Genomic DNA, 18,071 nt, shown 5'->3' on the forward strand with positions numbered 1-18,071 from the left:
ATTAAAAATTAAATCGTTCTAAGATTAAAAAGTAACGTTTAAACCAAAAGAATAAACTGCTGGTACTGGGTAGACGCCATTATCTGCACCGCCACCTAAAATACTACCAATTTGTGCTTCAGGTGTATATCCTGTTACTTTGCTCCATGTTTGTACGTTTTGACCACTAACATATAATCTTAATTTTTGGATACCCGTTTTAGCTAGCATATTTTGACCAAAAGTATAGCCCAATTGTACAGTACGTAATCTGAAATAATCTCCCGGCTCTAAATAATGAGAGCTAAACAAGAAGTTATTACCACGAGTGTTATCTAAAATTGGTTCTACATTCGAAGTTCCTGGAGCTGTCCATGCATTTAATCTGTTAGCTTCATAATTTAATGTTGCAAAATTTTGAGTTCTACGTTGTGTGTAGATTTGGTTACCGGCTACGCCTTGGCCCTCAATTAAAGCATCAAAACCTTTATAGCCTAATGATAAACTCATACCATAGCTATATGGAGGGAATGGAGTACCTAGATAAGTTCTATCTAATGGAGAAATAATTCCATCACCATTTACATCCTCATAAGAGATATCACCTGGTAAAGAGTTGGTAAATTTAGGTGTTCTGTCTAAATCTGCTGTAGATTGATAAATACCTGTTTGTCTATAACCATAGAAATAACCGATTGATTGACCAGTATTAGTTAAGTTAACACCACCGTTTCCAATAATTTGAAAATCGATATTGTTACCAATCGATATTACTTCGTTTTTGTTGTAACTAAAATTTCCTGATAAATTGAACGTTAAGTCTTTACCTATTTTATCTGTCCAACCCATACTAACTTCAATACCTTTATTATTTACCTCACCTAAGTTTGTAAAAAATGAAGGAGTTCCTGCTATTAATGGGAAACTAGTTAACAAACCATCTGTTTTTTTATTGTATAAATTAATTTCAGCATTGTAACGGTTATCAAAAGCACGTAAATCTAAACCTAAGTCGATACCTTGAATAACTTCGAATCTTAAATTTGGATCCGCTCTGTAGGCATCACCTACTGCAGTAAAAATATTCTCTCCGAATACAGCGCTACGTCCGCTCTCAAGGGTAACTTGATAAAGATTGTTTCCTACCCCATTTGAGTTACCAAGTCTACCATATGATGCACGAAGTTTTAAGAAGTTTATACCTTTTACATTTTCTTTAAAGAAATCCTCTTCACTAGCAACCCATCCTAAACCAATACTACCAAATGTTCCCCATCTGTTTCCTGGCGCAAATCTCGAACTACCATCTCTACGAATAGTTCCATTAAACAAGTATCTATCTTTGTAAGCATAGCTTAATCTACCGAAAACACCAGCGTTAGTCTCTTCATTTCCAGTACCACTATTATTGAAAACATTATTTCTATTGATTACATCAATATACCATAAGTCAGGGTTATCTGGAACAACCAATGTACTGTCTGTACGCGAAGCACTAACATTAGAGCTTGCAGTACGTAAAGACGTGAAACCAACCATTGCAGTTACTCTATGATCATTGTTAATTGTTTTATCATAAGTAATTGTGTGATCTTGTTGATATCTATGTCTTTCTGATTGTGCCTGACTTACAGTTGAGCGGAATTGATTGTCGATAACTGTGGTAGTTGGGCTACCATTTTCTCCAACGTTGATAAACGTGAATGGAGGTCTTGTAAATCCTCTACCATAAGTACTGCCATAACCAGCATAAAGGGTAGATCTTGCAGTAAAGTCTTTTAAGAATTTCAATTCAGCAAAAACACTACCATTAAAACTTAGTCCTTTATTTATTGCGTTATTTCTACTTCTTTCCATTGCAGCAATAGGGTTACCAACTTGTGCTCTTTGAAAAGATGGCATAGCATAATACGTATTTGCATCCGTTTGAACAGGTACAACAGGAGTAGCCCACAATGCATTATTAAATCTACCTCTATTTACTTCTGCATCTCTATTATTAGAAATATCATGGAAACCAGTTAAATCTGCACCAACCTTAAATTTGTCGGTTATTCTAATTTCTTGGCTTAATCTTAAGATGAATTTTTGGTATTGATTATATTTTAATACTCCCTCTTGGTTGTTGTATCCAAAATTAATCAACGTTGTAGATTTTTCACCTGTATTTGAGAATGTTAAACTATTGGTATTGATAATGGCATTTTGGAAAATTAGATCTTGCCAATCGGTATTTCCGTTATAGTTACTGAAATCGAATGGAGCAGCTCCAATGTTAGCTAACTGAGTTGAGTATAGTTTTTTAAAACCATCTGCATCAGTAACATCTATTTTATCAATTACTTTTTGGATACCAACATTACTGGTGAAGTTGATGCGTGTTTGACCTTTAGCTGCTCTTTTAGTTGTAATAGCAATAACACCATTTGCTCCTCTTAAACCATAAATTGCTGAAGATGAAGCATCTCTTAGTAAATCAATAGACTCAATGTCTGCAGGATTTAAATAATCAATGTTGTCTTGAATAAAACCATCAACAACGTATAATGGAGTAGCGTTATTTGTACTTGCAATACCACGTATACGGATAACTGGTTGAGAACCTGCACCACCTGAGTTAACTACAGTTAAACCTGCAACCTTACCTTGTAACGATGCTAAAGGGCTAACAGCTGGCATTCTTGAAATTTCTTCTCCGCTTACGCTAGAAATTGCACCAGTTACATCTTTTCTCTTCTGAGTACCATAACCAACAACTACTACTTGTTCTAAGTCTTGTGTAGATGTAGCCAGTGAAACGTTAATAGTTGTTTGATTTTTAACTTCAACTTCTCTTGGTGAAAAACCAATTGAAGAGAAAACTAAAATTGAATTTGCAGGTACACTAAGTGAATAATCCCCATCAGGATTTGTTACCGTTGCATTCGTTGTTCCTTTTACTGTTACCCCAACACCAGGTATAGGTAATTTGCCATCTGTAACCTTACCCTTAACTGTAACATTTTGGGCATAAGCAACGTTTAATAATAGCAAACAAAGTGTGGTTAGAACAGAAAATTTTGTAAAGATTTTTTTCATACTATTTACATTTGTTTTTAATTGATTAATCTAAATTTCTGTTTTAAGTTGGCTTATGCAAACGTTGTCACCTCTACATTAATACATCAACTGGTATTTGTGTACTATCTCAAACCGGTATACCGATTTGCTTTTTAGGCTAAAAACAATGTTTTTTGGCTATTAACAAGAATATTACAACTACTACAGCCTAAACATTGAAGTTGTGATTTGATGTGCTGAAAATAAAGCGATGAGAGGTAATGATGTAGTGTTAAAGTTCCATTAAAAACTCTGTAAGGTTTTTATCATGTGGTACTTCTAGCTTTTTACGCAAACGATAGCGTCTAATTTCTACTCCTCTAAGAGAGATATTTAACAGTGATGCCATTTCTTTACTACTCATGTTCATGTGCAAATAGGCACAGAGTTTTAAGTCGTTTGGCACAAGGTCTGGATGGTTTGCTTTTAGTTTTTTAAAGAAACTTTCATGTGCTTCATTAAAACTGTTTTCGAAAAGGTTCCAATCACGTTCATCATTCATTCCATCATCTATAACCTTTTGTATTTTTCTTAACTGATCTTCTGATAGCTTCTTTCCATTCTCATCTTTAAGCTTAGTCATCTCTTCGCTAAGCTTTTGCAAAAGCTCATTTTTGTAAACCAAACTCATCGCAGAATTCGCTAATTCTCTATTCTTACTCGCCAGTTCGGCTTGCAGTTTCTCGGTTTGTATTTTAATAATTTGCTTCTCAGTGGCTTCGGCTTCTTTTTTAAGAAAATCCTCTTTTTCTGCCTGTAGTTTATCGGTAATCTTTTGCTGATCTTTCATCAGCTTTGCCTCATAAATACGTTTACCTGCATAAAGGGCAATAATGCCTACAATGAGATAAAAGCCAATAGCCCAATTACTACCATACCAAGGTGGCAATATTTTAAACTCAAGTACTGTTGTTTCGCTTATGATATTATCGTTTAATTTAGCCCTAACTTTAAATCTGTAAGTGCCTTTAGTTAGATTGGTAAAATCTTTTTGTGTTGCTGAGCTCCAATCAGACCATTGGTTTGAATATCCTTCTAGGTAAAACTGATACTTAACTTTTGCCTGTCTGTAATAAGGCAGTGCATAAGATATCCTAATATTGTTTCGGCTAAATGGTATTTCTATTAAGCTTTGTGAGCTTCCGTTTTCTGATAAAACAGTATACTTATCAGTAATATCCTCTACTTTTCTTATAAGTACCGATGGGATTTTTAGATTTTGGCCCTGGTTATTTGATGTTGAGCTATCGTAAATTACAAAACCATCGTCAACGCTAATTAAGTAAATTTTACTGCTAATCTGACTAATGTTTTCATAGTATTGAACCATTCTGCCATCCAAAATACTAAATCGACTAGAATCAACTAAGATTTTGCCAGGTTCGGTTAAATGAACCAAACTCATTTTACCATGATTGATGAACCAATATTTTTTAAAGCCGGCACTAATAATTTTGTTTGATGTAGAAAAGCTGCCCAGTTTTTTGTTTAACACATCATATTTGCTAAAGCGGTTGCTAATTTCATCGTAAACTAAAAATCCATTATCTGATGAGAAAATAATTTTATTCTCTACATTGAACATGTTGATGTTAAAACTGCTCGGAAGACCGTTCTTCTCATCGTAAAATTGGATGTTTCTCGCCGATCTTAAATCGTTGCTTAAAGCTAATTTATATAACCCTTTGTAGGCGTGACTTACCCAGATATCGCCTTTGTTATCTTGCTCAACATATCTTGATGGTTCGCCAAAGCCTGAAATTTTATGGCTAAAAATCCAATTTCCACTGACATCCTTTTTAAATAAAACTAAACCAGTATAGGTGCCTTGAATTAAGTAATTAGGATTTGAATTTAGTTTTTTGATGGTCCAACCACCACTAATTGAAGATATCTTCTGCATTTGATCACCGTTGATGATAAACGTGCCGTCGTTGTGGCCACAAATAAGTTGGTTGTCAATTAAACTAAGATCCCAAACCTGACCTTGTGAGTTGGGGATTAATCTGAAATCGAAATTATTGTTTGTATTGCCATTTTCTGGCAACCATGGACTAACAAATAAACCTTGATTGGTGCCAAGATATATTTTGTTCTTTACAATCAAACTTGAATATACGGTCCCAAATTGACCAGTTTTGTCGAAATAGAAGTATAGAGGCGAATTGAGCTCAATTCTATCGATACCGTTATCTAAACCTGCCCATAAATTTTGTTCATTATCAGCATATAAACTCAAAACCGTATTATTTTGTAATCCGCTAGATTTATTGATTCGCTGTACTACATTTCCATTTTCGTCGATTATGATTAATCCATTTAAAATAGTGCCGTAGGCGTAGTACTTATTGAGTAATTTAACGCCGTTATTTAGTTGAAATGTTTTAAGAAACGAGTTTGCATCACTTGCAAATGGTACAAATGTTAATCCATCATATATAAATAAACCGTTTTTGCTTGTGCCTATAATGAATCTATTGTCTTTGTATGGAAGTATAGATAAAATACCAGTTGAGCCCATTAGCTCGCTTCCTGGTAAGCTTTGCAGTTTTTTATCTTTAAGTTCAAAAAGACCTTTGCCCAAAACCTGAGCAAATATTTTATTACCAACGGCATGTATAAAAAGAAATGTGCCTGGCCCTTTAACTACACTTACTTTTTGATTTTCGTAGATGTAAATGGTAGAAAATGTTTGAAAGATAACTTTCTTGCCTACGATATAAATCTTCCAAACCTCATCAGTAATTTTGTGTGGTTTTGGGATAAGATTGATTAGTGATTTATAAACAAGTCGTTTGTTTTGATAGTTCCAATAGCCAAATTCACCAAAGCTTCCTGTATATACTAATCCATTTTCTGTAGCTACAGCTCTAACAATTTGACGGTTTGGCATTTTGTACTGTTGCCAATATTTGCCATCAAAAGTTAACAAACCTTCGGCGTTGCCAAAATACATTACGCCATTTTTATCTTTGGCGATAGACCAATTCTGATTTCCCGATAGGTAAGAAGATTTTGGATAATTTTGAACATAAGGAACACCTATGCTTTGAATATCATCGGCAAACAGTTTTCCTGAAAAAAGTAAAAGAGCGAAAAGAAGGTGAAAATATTTAAGGGATTTTTTTTTCATTCATTTCAATTTGCTGCGCATAGCACTGCAAAATAATTATTTAAAACTAATTTTTGGTGACATTTTTAGTTAGCTGTTTAATAATGATGTTAAAACCTAAGCTTTTGCAACAGGCTGAGGCACTTTTACATAATATCCAGTTCCGTCATAAGGGCGTTTACGTGGATGAGTGGAGCAAGCAACCGAGCAACATCCTTGCAAAGTCTCACCACAATCATCACACTGTGTAATGTGTTCATTGCACTCCGGATTTGCGCAATTGATCATCTTTGGAGTAGTTGTACCACAATTATAGCAAACCGAAACTATGGTTGGATTTACAGTATTAACATCAACCGCAATTCTGTTGTCAAATACGTAACACTTACCTTCAAAATCTTTACCGCCAGCTTCTTTACCATATTTTATAATGCCACCATGTAATTGGTAAACATCGGTAAAGCCATGGTGTAAAAGCAAAGCTGATGCCTTTTCGCACTTAATACCACCTGTGCAATAGGTCATTACTTTTTTATCTTTATACTGAGCTAATGCATTAATCTGATCTGGGAAATCTCTGAAATTTTCGATGTCTAGCGTTACAGCGTTTTTAAACTTGCCCAAGTTATGTTCGTAATTGGAACGCACATCAAGCACTACTACATCATCACGATCTAACATTTCGCTAAATTCTTTGGGTTCCAAATATTTTCCAGTTTGCTTATTTGGGTTGATAATGCTTGTGTCTCTTAATCCAGAATGCACAATCTCAGCCTTGTACCTGCAATGCATTTTAATAAAAGAAGGCTCAGCAACTTCATCAATTTTAAATTCTGTTTTTGCAAAACGTTCATCGGCATGTATGGCTTGCATGTAAGCATCACAAGCTTCTTTAGTGCCAGAAACAGTTCCGTTTAAACCTTCTTCGGCCACTATAATTCTGCCAACTAAACCCAAAGATTTACAAAAAACCAAGTGATCTGCTGCAAATTGTTCAGCATCTGCTATAGGTGAATAGCAATAATAGAGTAAAGTATTGTACATCATAATTTATTGATACCGCTGCAAACGGCGTTTAATGATGCAAATGTAAGGAAAAAGGCACAAGGTTGCAAGGGCGAAGGCTTAAGGGGTTGATGTGCAAAATCTTAAGCATTCCATTGAGGATTGATGGAGTTTACAAACTATAGGCAATTCTAAATCCTTGATCAACCTTTTTACTACCATCATAAGCATAACCATAACTTACGCCAAAACCAAAGCGCTCTATACCAAAGTAAAATTCTTTGTAATTCTTTTTATTTGGTTGGGTTAAATAGCTGGCCCCAATAATTTCTTCGAACTTAAGTTTACGAAGTAAAGGAATTTTGTTAATCAGTAAGCCGCCAAAATTATGCTCAATATGTGCCTCAGCAAAATGTCTATCCGTGCTATATTGGTAAAAATCCAAAAATCTAAATTTCCTTAAGTTAGGAGGGAAGATAGTTGAATTATTTCCTCTAAAATGTTTACTATCTGGATAATAAACAACCTTATTATTTAAGAATTTTCCTGCTCCAACAACAAAGGAAAAATAGCCGAGTAAACCAGCACTAATCCGTTCTTGATAGATTTCAAGTCCTAGATAATCAAAATCTACCTCACTATTTAAAATCCCTTTAAAACCTTTTCTATAGTTTAATTGAAAACGCGGATATTTTGACTCCTGATAAAATTTACCATCTGGTCTGGTAATGTAAGTTTGCCCGATGGTATAAACTAAACTAGCCGATATATTAAACGAAGTATGGGTTGGAAATAAAGGAGTTTCTAAGCTTGGTGTGAAAGGGTTGTTAGACGTAAAAGCTTTGTCAGATATATCTCTAAAACTATAATCGCTGGTGTTTTGCAGCGTACTATTTTTAGCATATTCAACAGTGGCATAAGCTTGTAAACCATCTGCCAATTCTCTTGTAGAACTTAAAGTGAAAAATTCTTTTTTATAAAGCTTAAGCAAGTTTGTTTCAAAAAGTAACGAGTTGATGGTGTTAGAACGTAAACTCATAGTTCCGTATCTATTTAAATCGGCAATTTCTGTCCCGAAACTTGCACTTACGCTAGCTCTTTTAAGTGGATCGTAATAATAACTTGAGCTTAGGTTTGCCGTAAAAATTCTATTGCTAAAGCCATATCGAACTTCTGGTCTAATCGAAAAACTTTTTCTATCCTCAAAATTCTTCCTAAAAGTTACGCCATATTTTAAAGCAAGCCCTTCAACTGTGTTATAAAAAATAGAAGTGATTAACGGATCAAAGGAAATATATTTTTTATCGTACCTATTGTTAATTGTGTAGCCTGATAAAAATAGCTTCCCAATTCCAAATTTATTGTTTTTGTTCTCTAAAGAATCTAGATAAGGTTTAGATTGTTTGAGCAATGCAATACTATCTTTCTTTTTATAGTCTAATTTTTCTTCTTCTGTTAGCTGAATAGGCCTATTATTCATCCAATACAAAGAATCCTTTTTGTTTACAGCTTTAGTAACTTTTAAAATTTCGGCAGTAAAGAATTTCTCCGGAAATTTAGGTTTGATATTATAATTGCTATAAATACCAATGAAATAACCTTCAAATTTGAACTTTAAAATGCCGCCATTAAACTGAAATCTTACACTAGATGGCATGTAAACATCCTCAACCTTCACAAACTGCTGACTAATATTTAAAGTATCTACGAAGTTTATGCCAGCATCTTCTGTTAAATTTAGGTTGGTGCCTAATAAACGCCAGCTATCATCGGCTATATAAATGATACCTCTAAAAACTGGATCATTTTTACGTCTGGGTATAACTTCAATTTTATTAATGGTAACTCCATTTTCTTGGGTACTCCCTAAAAGTTTGTACCTGTAGTAAAATAGCGCATTATCTGCTATTGGCGAAACAAAACTTCGGCCACTTAAACCAGTATTTTCTAGCATCAAATTCTCATAAAAATTCACAATCAAATCTGAAGCTTTATTAAAACTAAATGCGTTATTATTACCAGATACTTTAGAAGAGACCATCTCTTCGTGAATTTTATTTGGTCTTTTAAAGCTGAAAGTGGATTGAGTTTCTGAAAGGTATAAAATTCCTTGTCTGTTGGTATCTAGGTTTAAAGTTTTTTGAATATCTCTTCCCATAAACTTTTTGGGAGCACTTACCAATTTTTGTAATCCTTTGGTATAAACATCAGTACTAAATTCTTTTACCTCGTTTAAATGTTGTTTTCTTAATCTAATAGCTTGTCTTATAATTTCATAAGCCGGATCTTCGGCATTAGGTCTAATCACCACATTATTTAATGTATAACTTTCGGTTGGCAAAGCCTGATTTACAGTTAGATTACTGCTTACTTCGATAGTTTTCTCTGTAGTTTTAAAACCAATAGCAGTATAAACTAGAGTGTAAGCACCTTTTCCTATGTTAATGGTATACATGCCATCAACATTTGCCGAAACCCCTTTGCTTGTATTTTTTATATATATTGATGCAAAAGGAATAGCATCGCCATTACTTTCGGTAATTTTTCCAGTGATTTGGTATTGCGCTAATGATAAGCTAGTTATCGCTAACATAAAAACAATAGAGAGGTATATTTTCTTCATATAGATATTAAAGTTGTAAATATCGCTTTAGTTGTAAAAGTTAACGCATTTAATGTGTTAAAGTTTGTTAACGAGCAAAATATTATATTTGTGACGAAAATTAATCACTATTGGTTGCACCAAAATAATTATTATGTACAAAACCCTTCAACCTGTTCTGCAAAAAGAGCTTCAAGAAATAGAAAATGCCGGATTATTTAAACGCGAAAGAATTATTACCACACCACAGGGTGCTGATATAAAAGTAAGTAGCGGAGCAGAAGTAATTAATTTTTGCGCCAATAACTATTTGGGTTTATCGTCTCATCCAAAAGTTATCGAAGCTGCAAAAAAAGCCATCGATGATTATGGTTATGGCATGTCTTCTGTTCGTTTTATTTGTGGTACACAAGATATTCATAAAGAATTAGAGGCTAAAATTTCTGAATTTTTAGGAACTGAAGATACCATTTTATACGCTGCTGCATTTGATGCAAATGGTGGGGTTTTTGAACCTTTGTTTGGAGCAGAAGATGCAATTATTTCTGATGAATTAAATCACGCATCTATTATTGATGGCGTGAGATTATGTAAGGCACAACGTTTTCGCTACAAAAATGCCGACATGGCTGATTTGGAAGCTCAATTAATTGCAGCAAAAGATTGCAGACATAAAATTATTGTAACTGATGGTGCTTTTTCTATGGATGGTTCTGTGGCGCCTTTAGATCAAATTTGTGATTTAGCCGATAAATATGAAGCATTGGTAATGATAGATGAATCACACTGTACTGGTTTTATTGGTAAAACTGGTCGTGGTACGCATGAGCATTTTAATGTTATGGATCGTGTAGATATTATTACGGGTACTTTAGGTAAGGCTTTAGGTGGCGCATCTGGCGGATTTACTTCTGGTAAAAAAGAAATTGTTGATATGCTCCGTCAACGCTCACGTCCATATTTATTTTCAAATACATTAGCTCCTGCAATTGCTGGTGCATCAGTTGCTGTTTTAGATATGCTAAGTGAAACGACATCACTTCGCGATAAATTAGAAAGTAACACCAAATATTTCAGAGAAAAAATGACTGCTGCTGGTTTTGATATTAAACCAGGTTTTCATCCAATCGTACCAGTAATGTTATATGACGCCAAAATAGCACAATCATTTGCAGCAAAAATGTTAGATGAAGGCATTTATGTAGTAGGATTTTTCTATCCTGTAGTTGGACAAGGAAAAGCTAGAATTAGAGTACAGCTTTCTGCAGCACATGAGCAACATCACTTAGATAAAGCAATTGCTGCATTTACAAAAGTTGGTAAAGAGTTAGGTGTAATTTAATTACATCTAATTCGTTATAATTTTTATTGTCAATATGAAAAATTTCAAAGTTGTTTTCTTCAATATCATTTTATTATTGTTTTTTGCTAGTTGCGATAAAAATGATCAGCCAGCTTACCAAGTAGAAGCTCAAGCAAAAACGATGTTAGATGTTGCTTACGGTTCTGATGCCAAGCAGAAGATGGATGTTTATTTGCCTGCAAATAGAACATTAAACACAGGGATTATTATATTAGTGCATGGAGGTAGCTTTATAGGAGGCGATAAATCTGAATTTACTACACAAGCAAAGTATCTGGCAACAAAAGGTTACGCAGTTTTAAATGTAAATTATCGATTGGTTAATGGTACGGGTTTATCTACTCAAGCTGTTCCCGTAAGGTTAGAGAGTGAAGTTAAGGTAAAAGATCAAGTTACTGATATGAGTAGCATAGTTGATTATGCAATGGCTAATGCCAAAGAATGGGTGTTAAATGCAGATCGAATTGTTATGATTGGGCATAGTGCTGGTGCATCCTTATCGCTTTTGTACAGCTACGATAAGAGAAATATAAACAAGGTTAAGGCAGTTTCTAATTTAGCAGGGCCATTAGATTTTGTTTTTTCGAATATCCCAAATTGGCAGTTTTTACCGCCTTTACTTTTTGAGGCAGGTTATCGCTATACTGGTTACGAAGTTAGCTTGGAAAATGAGGCTTACTATAAGGAGATTAGCGCTTTAAGTGTAGCAAATGTGGATAGAAAAATACCAACATTAAATGTGTTGCCAGAAAATAATGATTTGCAAGGCTTACCTAAACAAGATATTACAACTTACAGCGCATTTAGAGCTAAGTTAAATGAATTAAAAGTGCCAAATCAATTTTTTTACGTTGTTGGAGCCAATCACTTTTTTTCGCAAACTGGAAAATGGCAGGAGGTATTAGATGCATCTGTACTTTATTTTAATACAACATTAGATTAGCGCAATTTTTTACTCTTCAGTTCATTTTGTTGTAATAAATGTATTTCAACTTGGTATTTGAACTCGTGGCTTTAAAATAATTCTATAAAATGCCGTATATTTGGCGCATGTTGCAAGAGCAGATCACACAATATACAGCAGAAATAAATGCATTTAATACTACAAGTGCAGATGAGCTGGAACAATTTCGTATTCGTTTTTTAGGTACAAAAGGTATTATTAAAGATATTTTTGATGAATTTAAAGCTGTTTCTCCTGAAGAAAAAAGAACTTTGGGAAAAGTTTTAAATGAATTTAAGCAATTAGCAGAAGCTAAATATCAAGCCTTAAATGAGCTAACTGAAAACTCAAAACAGAAAACTGAAGATTCACAACTTGATTTAACATTGCCTGGTGAGGGTTTTGAAATTGGTGCTCGTCACCCATTAGCTTTAGTAAGAAGAGAAATCATAGAGATTTTTAATAAGCTAGGCTTTAGCGTTGCTGAGGGACCCGAAATTGAAGATGATTGGCATAACTTCTCTGCTTTAAATTTTCCAGAAGAGCATCCTGCGAGAGATATGCAAGATACCTTCTTCATTAAAAAAGGAGGCGAGAAAGGTGACATCGCATTGCGTACACATACTTCATCTGTACAAGTTCGTATGATGGAGGCTGGTCAGCCGCCTTTTAGAGCTTTAATGCCTGGTCGCGTTTACCGTAACGAAGCAATTTCTGCAAGAGCACATTGCTTCTTCCATCAGGTAGAAGGATTATACGTTGATGAAAATGTTTCATTTGCCGATTTAAAACAAACACTTTTCTATTTTGTACAAGAGCTTTATGGAGAGGGAACTAAAGTACGTTTCCGTCCATCTTATTTTCCGTTTACCGAGCCAAGTGCCGAAATGGATATTTCTTGTACCATTTGTAAAGGTGCTGGTTGCCAAATGTGTAAAGGAAGTGGTTGGGTAGAAATTTTGGGTTGCGGAATGGTAGATCCAAACGTTTTAGAAAACTGCGGTATCGACAGTAAAAAATACAGTGGTTTTGCATTTGGTATGGGAATAGAGCGTATCGCCAACTTAAAATTCGAGATCAAAGATTTACGTTTATTCTCTGAGAATGATGTGCGTTTCTTAAAACAATATAAAACTGCGATTATATAGATGAAAAAGTTATTTGGTTTACTTTTGTTCATTTCAATTTGCACTTCATGTGCGAAAGAGCAAAACCTAATACCAGATTTTCCCGTAAATTTTAATATGCCATTAACCGACCCACGTTTAAGTAGATTAAGCTCTGCAGGTGGTGCGGTGAGTTTTAGTGGTTATGGTGTTGCAGGTATTATTATTTATCGTAGAGCGGATAACGCGTATGTGGCTTATGATAGATGTAGTACTGTAAATCCAGAACAAAAAAATGCAGTTGAGATAGACGACCCAAATTTAACGGCTACAGATCGTATTTCTGGCGCCAAATATTCATTGTATGATGGCAGCCCGGTTAAGGCGCCAGCTACAACATCCCTAAAAAGGTACAGTGTTACCATTGCTGGTAATACTTTACAAGTAACTAATTAATGGAGCCAGAAAAAATAAAAGAAAGCATTGTAAGAGCAGCTAAAGAGCTTTTTAGGAAATACGGTTACCATAAAACCAGTGTAAACGAAATTGCCAAAAAGGCACGTATTGCGAAGGCAACTATTTACAAATATTTCGATAGCAAAGAACAAGTTTTAGATGCAATTTTAATGGACTACTTGGATGTTAATCTTCGTGAAATTTTAAGCAATAAAGTTAATTTCGAAAACGAAGAAGAGCATTTAAAAGCTTTGGTGATGAAAACCTGCCGCTTATCTTACACGGTTTGCAACGAGTTTATTGGCTGGGATTTTGTTCGCGAGAATGCAAATTCGCAAGAGTTTTTAAAACACTTATCAGACCAGCTTGAGGCTTTGTTACTTTCTGCCTATTTACAATTAGATCATTTTAAAAATAACCCAGCTCGCAAAGGCGGATTGGCATTTTTACTAAAAGCCAGTAAAAGTATTGTTTTCTCATTTGCCTTTACTTCAGTTAGCGATTCCGATGTACGCAAGAACTTTGTAACTTTTCAAAAAGAGTTATTGCCCTATTTGGTAAAAGCCGCGTTGTAAGATTTTAATTATTTGTCGTCATGCTGAATTTTTTCAGCATCCGTTCTGTTTACAAGAAAAATCCTGAAGTAGATTTAGGTTGCCGAATTTTGGTAATGGAAGAAAATCATCCCTAAATCGTCCTCGTTTGTAACGAGGATGCTCGAGAAGGGCGATTTTATCGCCAAAAAAAAATTTTAATTAATCTTTCCAGCCCCAGGGTGCCTTAGGCGTTTCTACAGGCTTAGCTAAGTTAAATTTTACAGTAAATACCCGATCAGAACCAATTCTGCGTAAATTATAAGAAAAGAAATCTTTGTCTATTGTTATCCACCAAACATTGCCAGCTGCGGTTGGTAGCATATCTGCCGTTTGCTGATCTGCAGGAAAAACCTGAATGCCTGCTTGTCCGCTATTGGTTGTCATACCACCATATTGCGTAACTTTATCTTCGGTGCCATCTTCATGTCGGTGGTCATGTTTTAACAAAATACGATCGTTTTTAAGTGTTAAAACCCAGGTTCTAGATCTATTTTCGCCTACAAAAAATGGGATTTTAATTGTTCCGTCATCACAAAATTTAACATGCATAATTAATGCGCCATTTTTAAAATCATCGGTTATACCTTGAGTTACTTCACCTTGGTAAGCTTTGCCGCAATGTTGTTTTAAAGTATCCCAAAACTGCTGAGCGCCAGATTTTTGTTGGGCATTTGCGTAAATACTTATTGATGCAAGAGCGAGAATTAAAATATATTTCTTCATGTTGTTAAGTTAAATAATTATTTACACTTACTAACGGTTGGCATTTATCTTTAAATCTGGCTCTATTAAAACTATGCAATTTAAAATAGTTGCACAATCAGTAATATCATAAACCCGATAAAACGGAAATATCCCGATTTTTCATCGGGAATTGAAGTGATAGCGGGACAATCCTTAAATAAAAGCTCAGAACATTGCTTTTCTAAAAATTAACATTATAATAACATATACCGTTTTGGTTTTCGGTATAAAACTATACTTTTGTAATATTAATCATCATTAAATCTATTGAAATGAGTAAAGAATTATTAGAGTTTTCGGTTTTGGTTGATGAGCAATTTGATGTAAAATTTAATTGGTTAGAAGGTGCTTTTGGATTTATTCTTAAAGTTTTCGGCAAATAGATTAAGCATTTTTTTGTTCTCTGCACCTAACCCTACCAAAAGGAAAGGGCTCAATACGATTAAATTTTAGCTTCTTAAACCTTCAACCTTTAAGCCTTTTACCTTCTACCTTTTTACTATCTTTGCATTAATGAGTAGAAACAGAAGAAATGCTGAGCCAATCCGTATTGCAGGACTAAGCATTATTGACATTGCAGAAGAAGGAAAAGGCGTTGGCAAAGCCGATGAATTGGTGATTTTTGTAGACAAAGCCGTTCCGGGCGATGTGGTTGATATCCGCGTGGTGAAAAAGAAGAAGAATTTTGCTGAAGCGATCATTGAAAACGTACAAACCAAATCAGAACATAGGGTAGATCCTTTTTGCAGTCATTTTGGTTCCTGTGGTGGTTGTAAATGGCAACACATGGATTACGCGGCCCAACTGCGCTTTAAACAAAAAAATGTGGAGGCTGCTTTGCAACGTTTGGCCAAAATAGATACATCGTCAATGGAGCCAATTTTAGGTTCGGCAGAAAATAAATACTACAGAAATAAATTAGAATATACTTTTAGCAACAAACGTTGGTTAAACGCAACCGACATGGAGTTTGAAGCTGAAGGTAGAGAAATGAATGCTTTGGGTTTTCATGTACCGTTGCGTTTTGATAAAATTTTAGATATTGAGCATTGCTATTTACAAGCAGAGCCAAGTAATAGCCTACGATTAAGCGTTAGAGCCTACGCTTTAGCCAATAACATTAGCTTTTACGATTTGCGTAACCACGAAGGTGCTTTAAGAAATCTGATCATTAGAACATCATCAACAGGAGAGGTGATGGTAGTGGTTGTTTTCGCTTATGCAGAACAAGAGCAAATAAATGGTTTAATGGAGCATTTAAAAACTTCATTTCCAGAAATTACTTCTTTGCTTTATATCGAAAATCAGAAAAAGAACGATACCATTTTTGATCAAGAAGTGATAACTTATGCTGGTAGAGATCATATTTTTGAGCAAATGCCAACAGATAATGGCGTTGTTAAATTTAAAATAGGTGCTAAATCTTTTTATCAAACCAATTCTAATCAGGCTTACGAATTGTATAAAATTACCAAAGAGTTTGCTGGCTTTAAAGGTGATGAATTGGTTTACGATTTATATACTGGTGCGGGTACCATTGCCAATTTTGTAGCTTGTAGTGTAAAGCAGGTTGTAGGAATTGAATATGTGCCAACGGCGATAGAAGATGCAAAGTTTAATACCGAACTAAATGGCATTAACAACACCATTTTTTATGCTGGCGATATGAAGGATATTTTAACCGCAGATTTTATTGCATCGCATGGTAAGCCTGATGTGGTAATTACCGACCCGCCTAGAGCAGGTATGCATGCAGATGTGGTTGAGCGTTTGTTAGAAATGGAAGCAGAAAAAATTGTGTATGTAAGTTGTAACGCTGCTACTCAAGCTAGAGATTTAGCTTTGCTAAAAGAGAAGTATGATGTGGTACGCATTAAACCTGTAGACATGTTTCCGCATACACAACATGTAGAAAACGTGGTTTTACTTAAATTGAAATAAATGAAAAACTGGCTTTGTTTTGTTATAGTTGTTTTATTTGGCGCTTGTAATGCCGAAGTTAAAGACAAAACAAATGACCAGAAATTGTCAGATACAATAAGTAATATCGCTCAAATTGAGAAGGCAAAAGATGGAATTATTGATACAGTTTTGCTCAGTAAAATAGATACAGCCTTTATCGTTAAACCGAAACCAATTGAGGATGATATGGGAGATAAAAGGAAAGAATACATCACTTATGTATATTTCTCAAATAAAAATTTGCCCATGTTAGCACATAAAGAAGCAATTGGTGCTGATTTATTTTTAGGCAACGATTTGGATGGCGATGGCATACCAGAGCTTTTGTTGCGGCCAGACTGGTTTAGTAGTTGTTGGGCAAGTTTAAACCTATATTCAGTTAAAAATAAAAAATGGAAATTGATTAAAAAGGGCAGTATGTATTTTTGTTCAGATCAATATCCGCTGAGTAAACGAATAATTAAATCAGCAGATGGTTTTGCAATGCTAACAGATAGTTTAGCCGATGATAAATTTATTACACTAAAAAAAGAGATTAAGTTTTAAGTATATGGAGAGTGAAGAGTTATTGAGCAATTTAAGCTCAGATGAAAATGGAGCGCCAAAAAAAGAGAAGAAAAGTCCGCTAGTAAGTTTAGAGAAAGATTTAACTTTTTACGCAGATTCGATTAGGGAAGTAGCTGTTGAAATAATGATGGAAGGTATTTCATTAAACCCAATTTTTATAGCCCACCAGCATGAAGTAAGTATTGGTGAAGTGATTTTAAATAAAGCAGAACTTAATACAGATTGGACAATTCAAGCTTCAACATTAGAAGAATTTATACAAAAAGGAATTATCCATCCTGATAAGAAAGAGCAGTTTCTAAAAACTTACAAAAAACCAGAAAATTACATGTGTGTTTTTGTAGTTGTTCCAGAAGGAGCAAATTTTGTTTATTATCCTTATCCCAAAGGGAAGTAATAAGACAACCGAAACTTGGCGAAGTTCGGATTTATGGTTATGTCTCACAAGCTGCTAATTCCCTCTCTTCGAGAATAGGGAGCGCACAAAAGTAAGTTGGTAAAATAAAAGCCGATATTGCATCCACAATATTGGCTTTT

Annotated in this window: 14 protein-coding genes; 9 read left to right on the plus strand and 5 right to left on the minus strand. The window is 34.6% G+C overall.

The annotated features are described in order from the left end of the window. Positions 1–24 precede the first annotated feature (24 nt). From AC07XU_RS17820 to AC07XU_RS17835, 4 genes are all read right to left on the minus strand, one after another. The gene (locus AC07XU_RS17820; protein WP_494944987.1) at positions 25–3,057 is read right to left on the minus strand and encodes a SusC/RagA family TonB-linked outer membrane protein; all 3,033 of its coding nucleotides are present in this window, start codon (positions 3,055–3,057) and stop codon (positions 25–27) included. 253 nt (positions 3,058–3,310) lie between these two features. After that, on the minus strand, positions 3,311–6,211 hold the full coding sequence (locus AC07XU_RS17825) for a triple tyrosine motif-containing protein (protein ID WP_494944988.1): 2,901 nt from the start codon (positions 6,209–6,211) through the stop codon (positions 3,311–3,313). Positions 6,212–6,307: 96 nt separating this feature from the next. Continuing rightward, complete coding sequence (gene trhO, locus AC07XU_RS17830; RefSeq protein ID WP_494945023.1) at positions 6,308–7,240, minus strand: oxygen-dependent tRNA uridine(34) hydroxylase TrhO; 933 nt, start codon at positions 7,238–7,240, stop codon at positions 6,308–6,310. 127 nt (positions 7,241–7,367) lie between these two features. Continuing rightward, the gene (locus tag AC07XU_RS17835; protein ID WP_494944989.1) at positions 7,368–9,818 is read right to left on the minus strand and encodes a DUF5686 and carboxypeptidase regulatory-like domain-containing protein; all 2,451 of its coding nucleotides are present in this window, start codon (positions 9,816–9,818) and stop codon (positions 7,368–7,370) included. Between the two features lie 133 nt (positions 9,819–9,951). Between AC07XU_RS17835 and kbl the strand changes: the two genes are divergently transcribed. From kbl to AC07XU_RS17860, 5 genes are all read left to right on the plus strand, one after another. Beyond that, complete coding sequence (gene kbl, locus AC07XU_RS17840; RefSeq protein WP_494944990.1) at positions 9,952–11,139, plus strand: glycine C-acetyltransferase; 1,188 nt, start codon at positions 9,952–9,954, stop codon at positions 11,137–11,139. 34 nt (positions 11,140–11,173) lie between these two features. Further along, positions 11,174–12,103, plus strand: a complete 930-nt coding sequence (locus AC07XU_RS17845) for an alpha/beta hydrolase (protein ID WP_494944991.1) — start codon at positions 11,174–11,176, stop codon at positions 12,101–12,103. 107 nt (positions 12,104–12,210) lie between these two features. Next, complete coding sequence (pheS, locus tag AC07XU_RS17850; protein ID WP_494945024.1) at positions 12,211–13,251, plus strand: phenylalanine--tRNA ligase subunit alpha; 1,041 nt, start codon at positions 12,211–12,213, stop codon at positions 13,249–13,251. Continuing rightward, complete coding sequence (locus tag AC07XU_RS17855; protein ID WP_494944992.1) at positions 13,252–13,665, plus strand: Rieske (2Fe-2S) protein; 414 nt, start codon at positions 13,252–13,254, stop codon at positions 13,663–13,665. Beyond that, entirely contained in the window at positions 13,665–14,240 is a 576-nt protein-coding gene (locus tag AC07XU_RS17860) for a TetR/AcrR family transcriptional regulator (RefSeq protein ID WP_494944993.1), read from the plus strand. The genes AC07XU_RS17855 and AC07XU_RS17860 overlap by 1 nt, the downstream gene beginning before the upstream one ends. A 180-nt stretch (positions 14,241–14,420) precedes the next feature. Here the strand turns inward: AC07XU_RS17860 and AC07XU_RS17865 are convergent, their stop codons facing one another. Next, positions 14,421–14,984, minus strand: a complete 564-nt coding sequence (locus AC07XU_RS17865) for a hypothetical protein (RefSeq protein ID WP_494944994.1) — start codon at positions 14,982–14,984, stop codon at positions 14,421–14,423. 293 nt (positions 14,985–15,277) lie between these two features. Here AC07XU_RS17865 and AC07XU_RS17870 point away from each other — a divergent pair, with 293 nt between their 5' ends. From AC07XU_RS17870 to AC07XU_RS17885, 4 genes are all read left to right on the plus strand, one after another. Next, entirely contained in the window at positions 15,278–15,388 is a 111-nt protein-coding gene (locus AC07XU_RS17870) for a phenylalanyl-tRNA synthetase subunit alpha (RefSeq protein WP_494944995.1), read from the plus strand. 130 nt (positions 15,389–15,518) lie between these two features. Beyond that, positions 15,519–16,946, plus strand: coding sequence for a 23S rRNA (uracil(1939)-C(5))-methyltransferase RlmD (gene rlmD, locus AC07XU_RS17875; protein WP_494944996.1), 1,428 nt, complete (start codon positions 15,519–15,521; stop codon positions 16,944–16,946). Beyond that, on the plus strand, positions 16,947–17,513 hold the full coding sequence (locus AC07XU_RS17880) for a hypothetical protein (protein ID WP_494944997.1): 567 nt from the start codon (positions 16,947–16,949) through the stop codon (positions 17,511–17,513). A gap of 4 nt (positions 17,514–17,517) precedes the next feature. After that, positions 17,518–17,931 (plus strand): hypothetical protein, encoded by a 414-nt coding sequence (locus AC07XU_RS17885; RefSeq protein ID WP_494944998.1) that lies wholly within the window; start codon positions 17,518–17,520, stop codon positions 17,929–17,931. Positions 17,932–18,071: the final 140 nt, after the last annotated feature.

It is taken from the genome of Pedobacter sp. GW456-11-11-14-TSB4 (assembly GCF_059424425.1).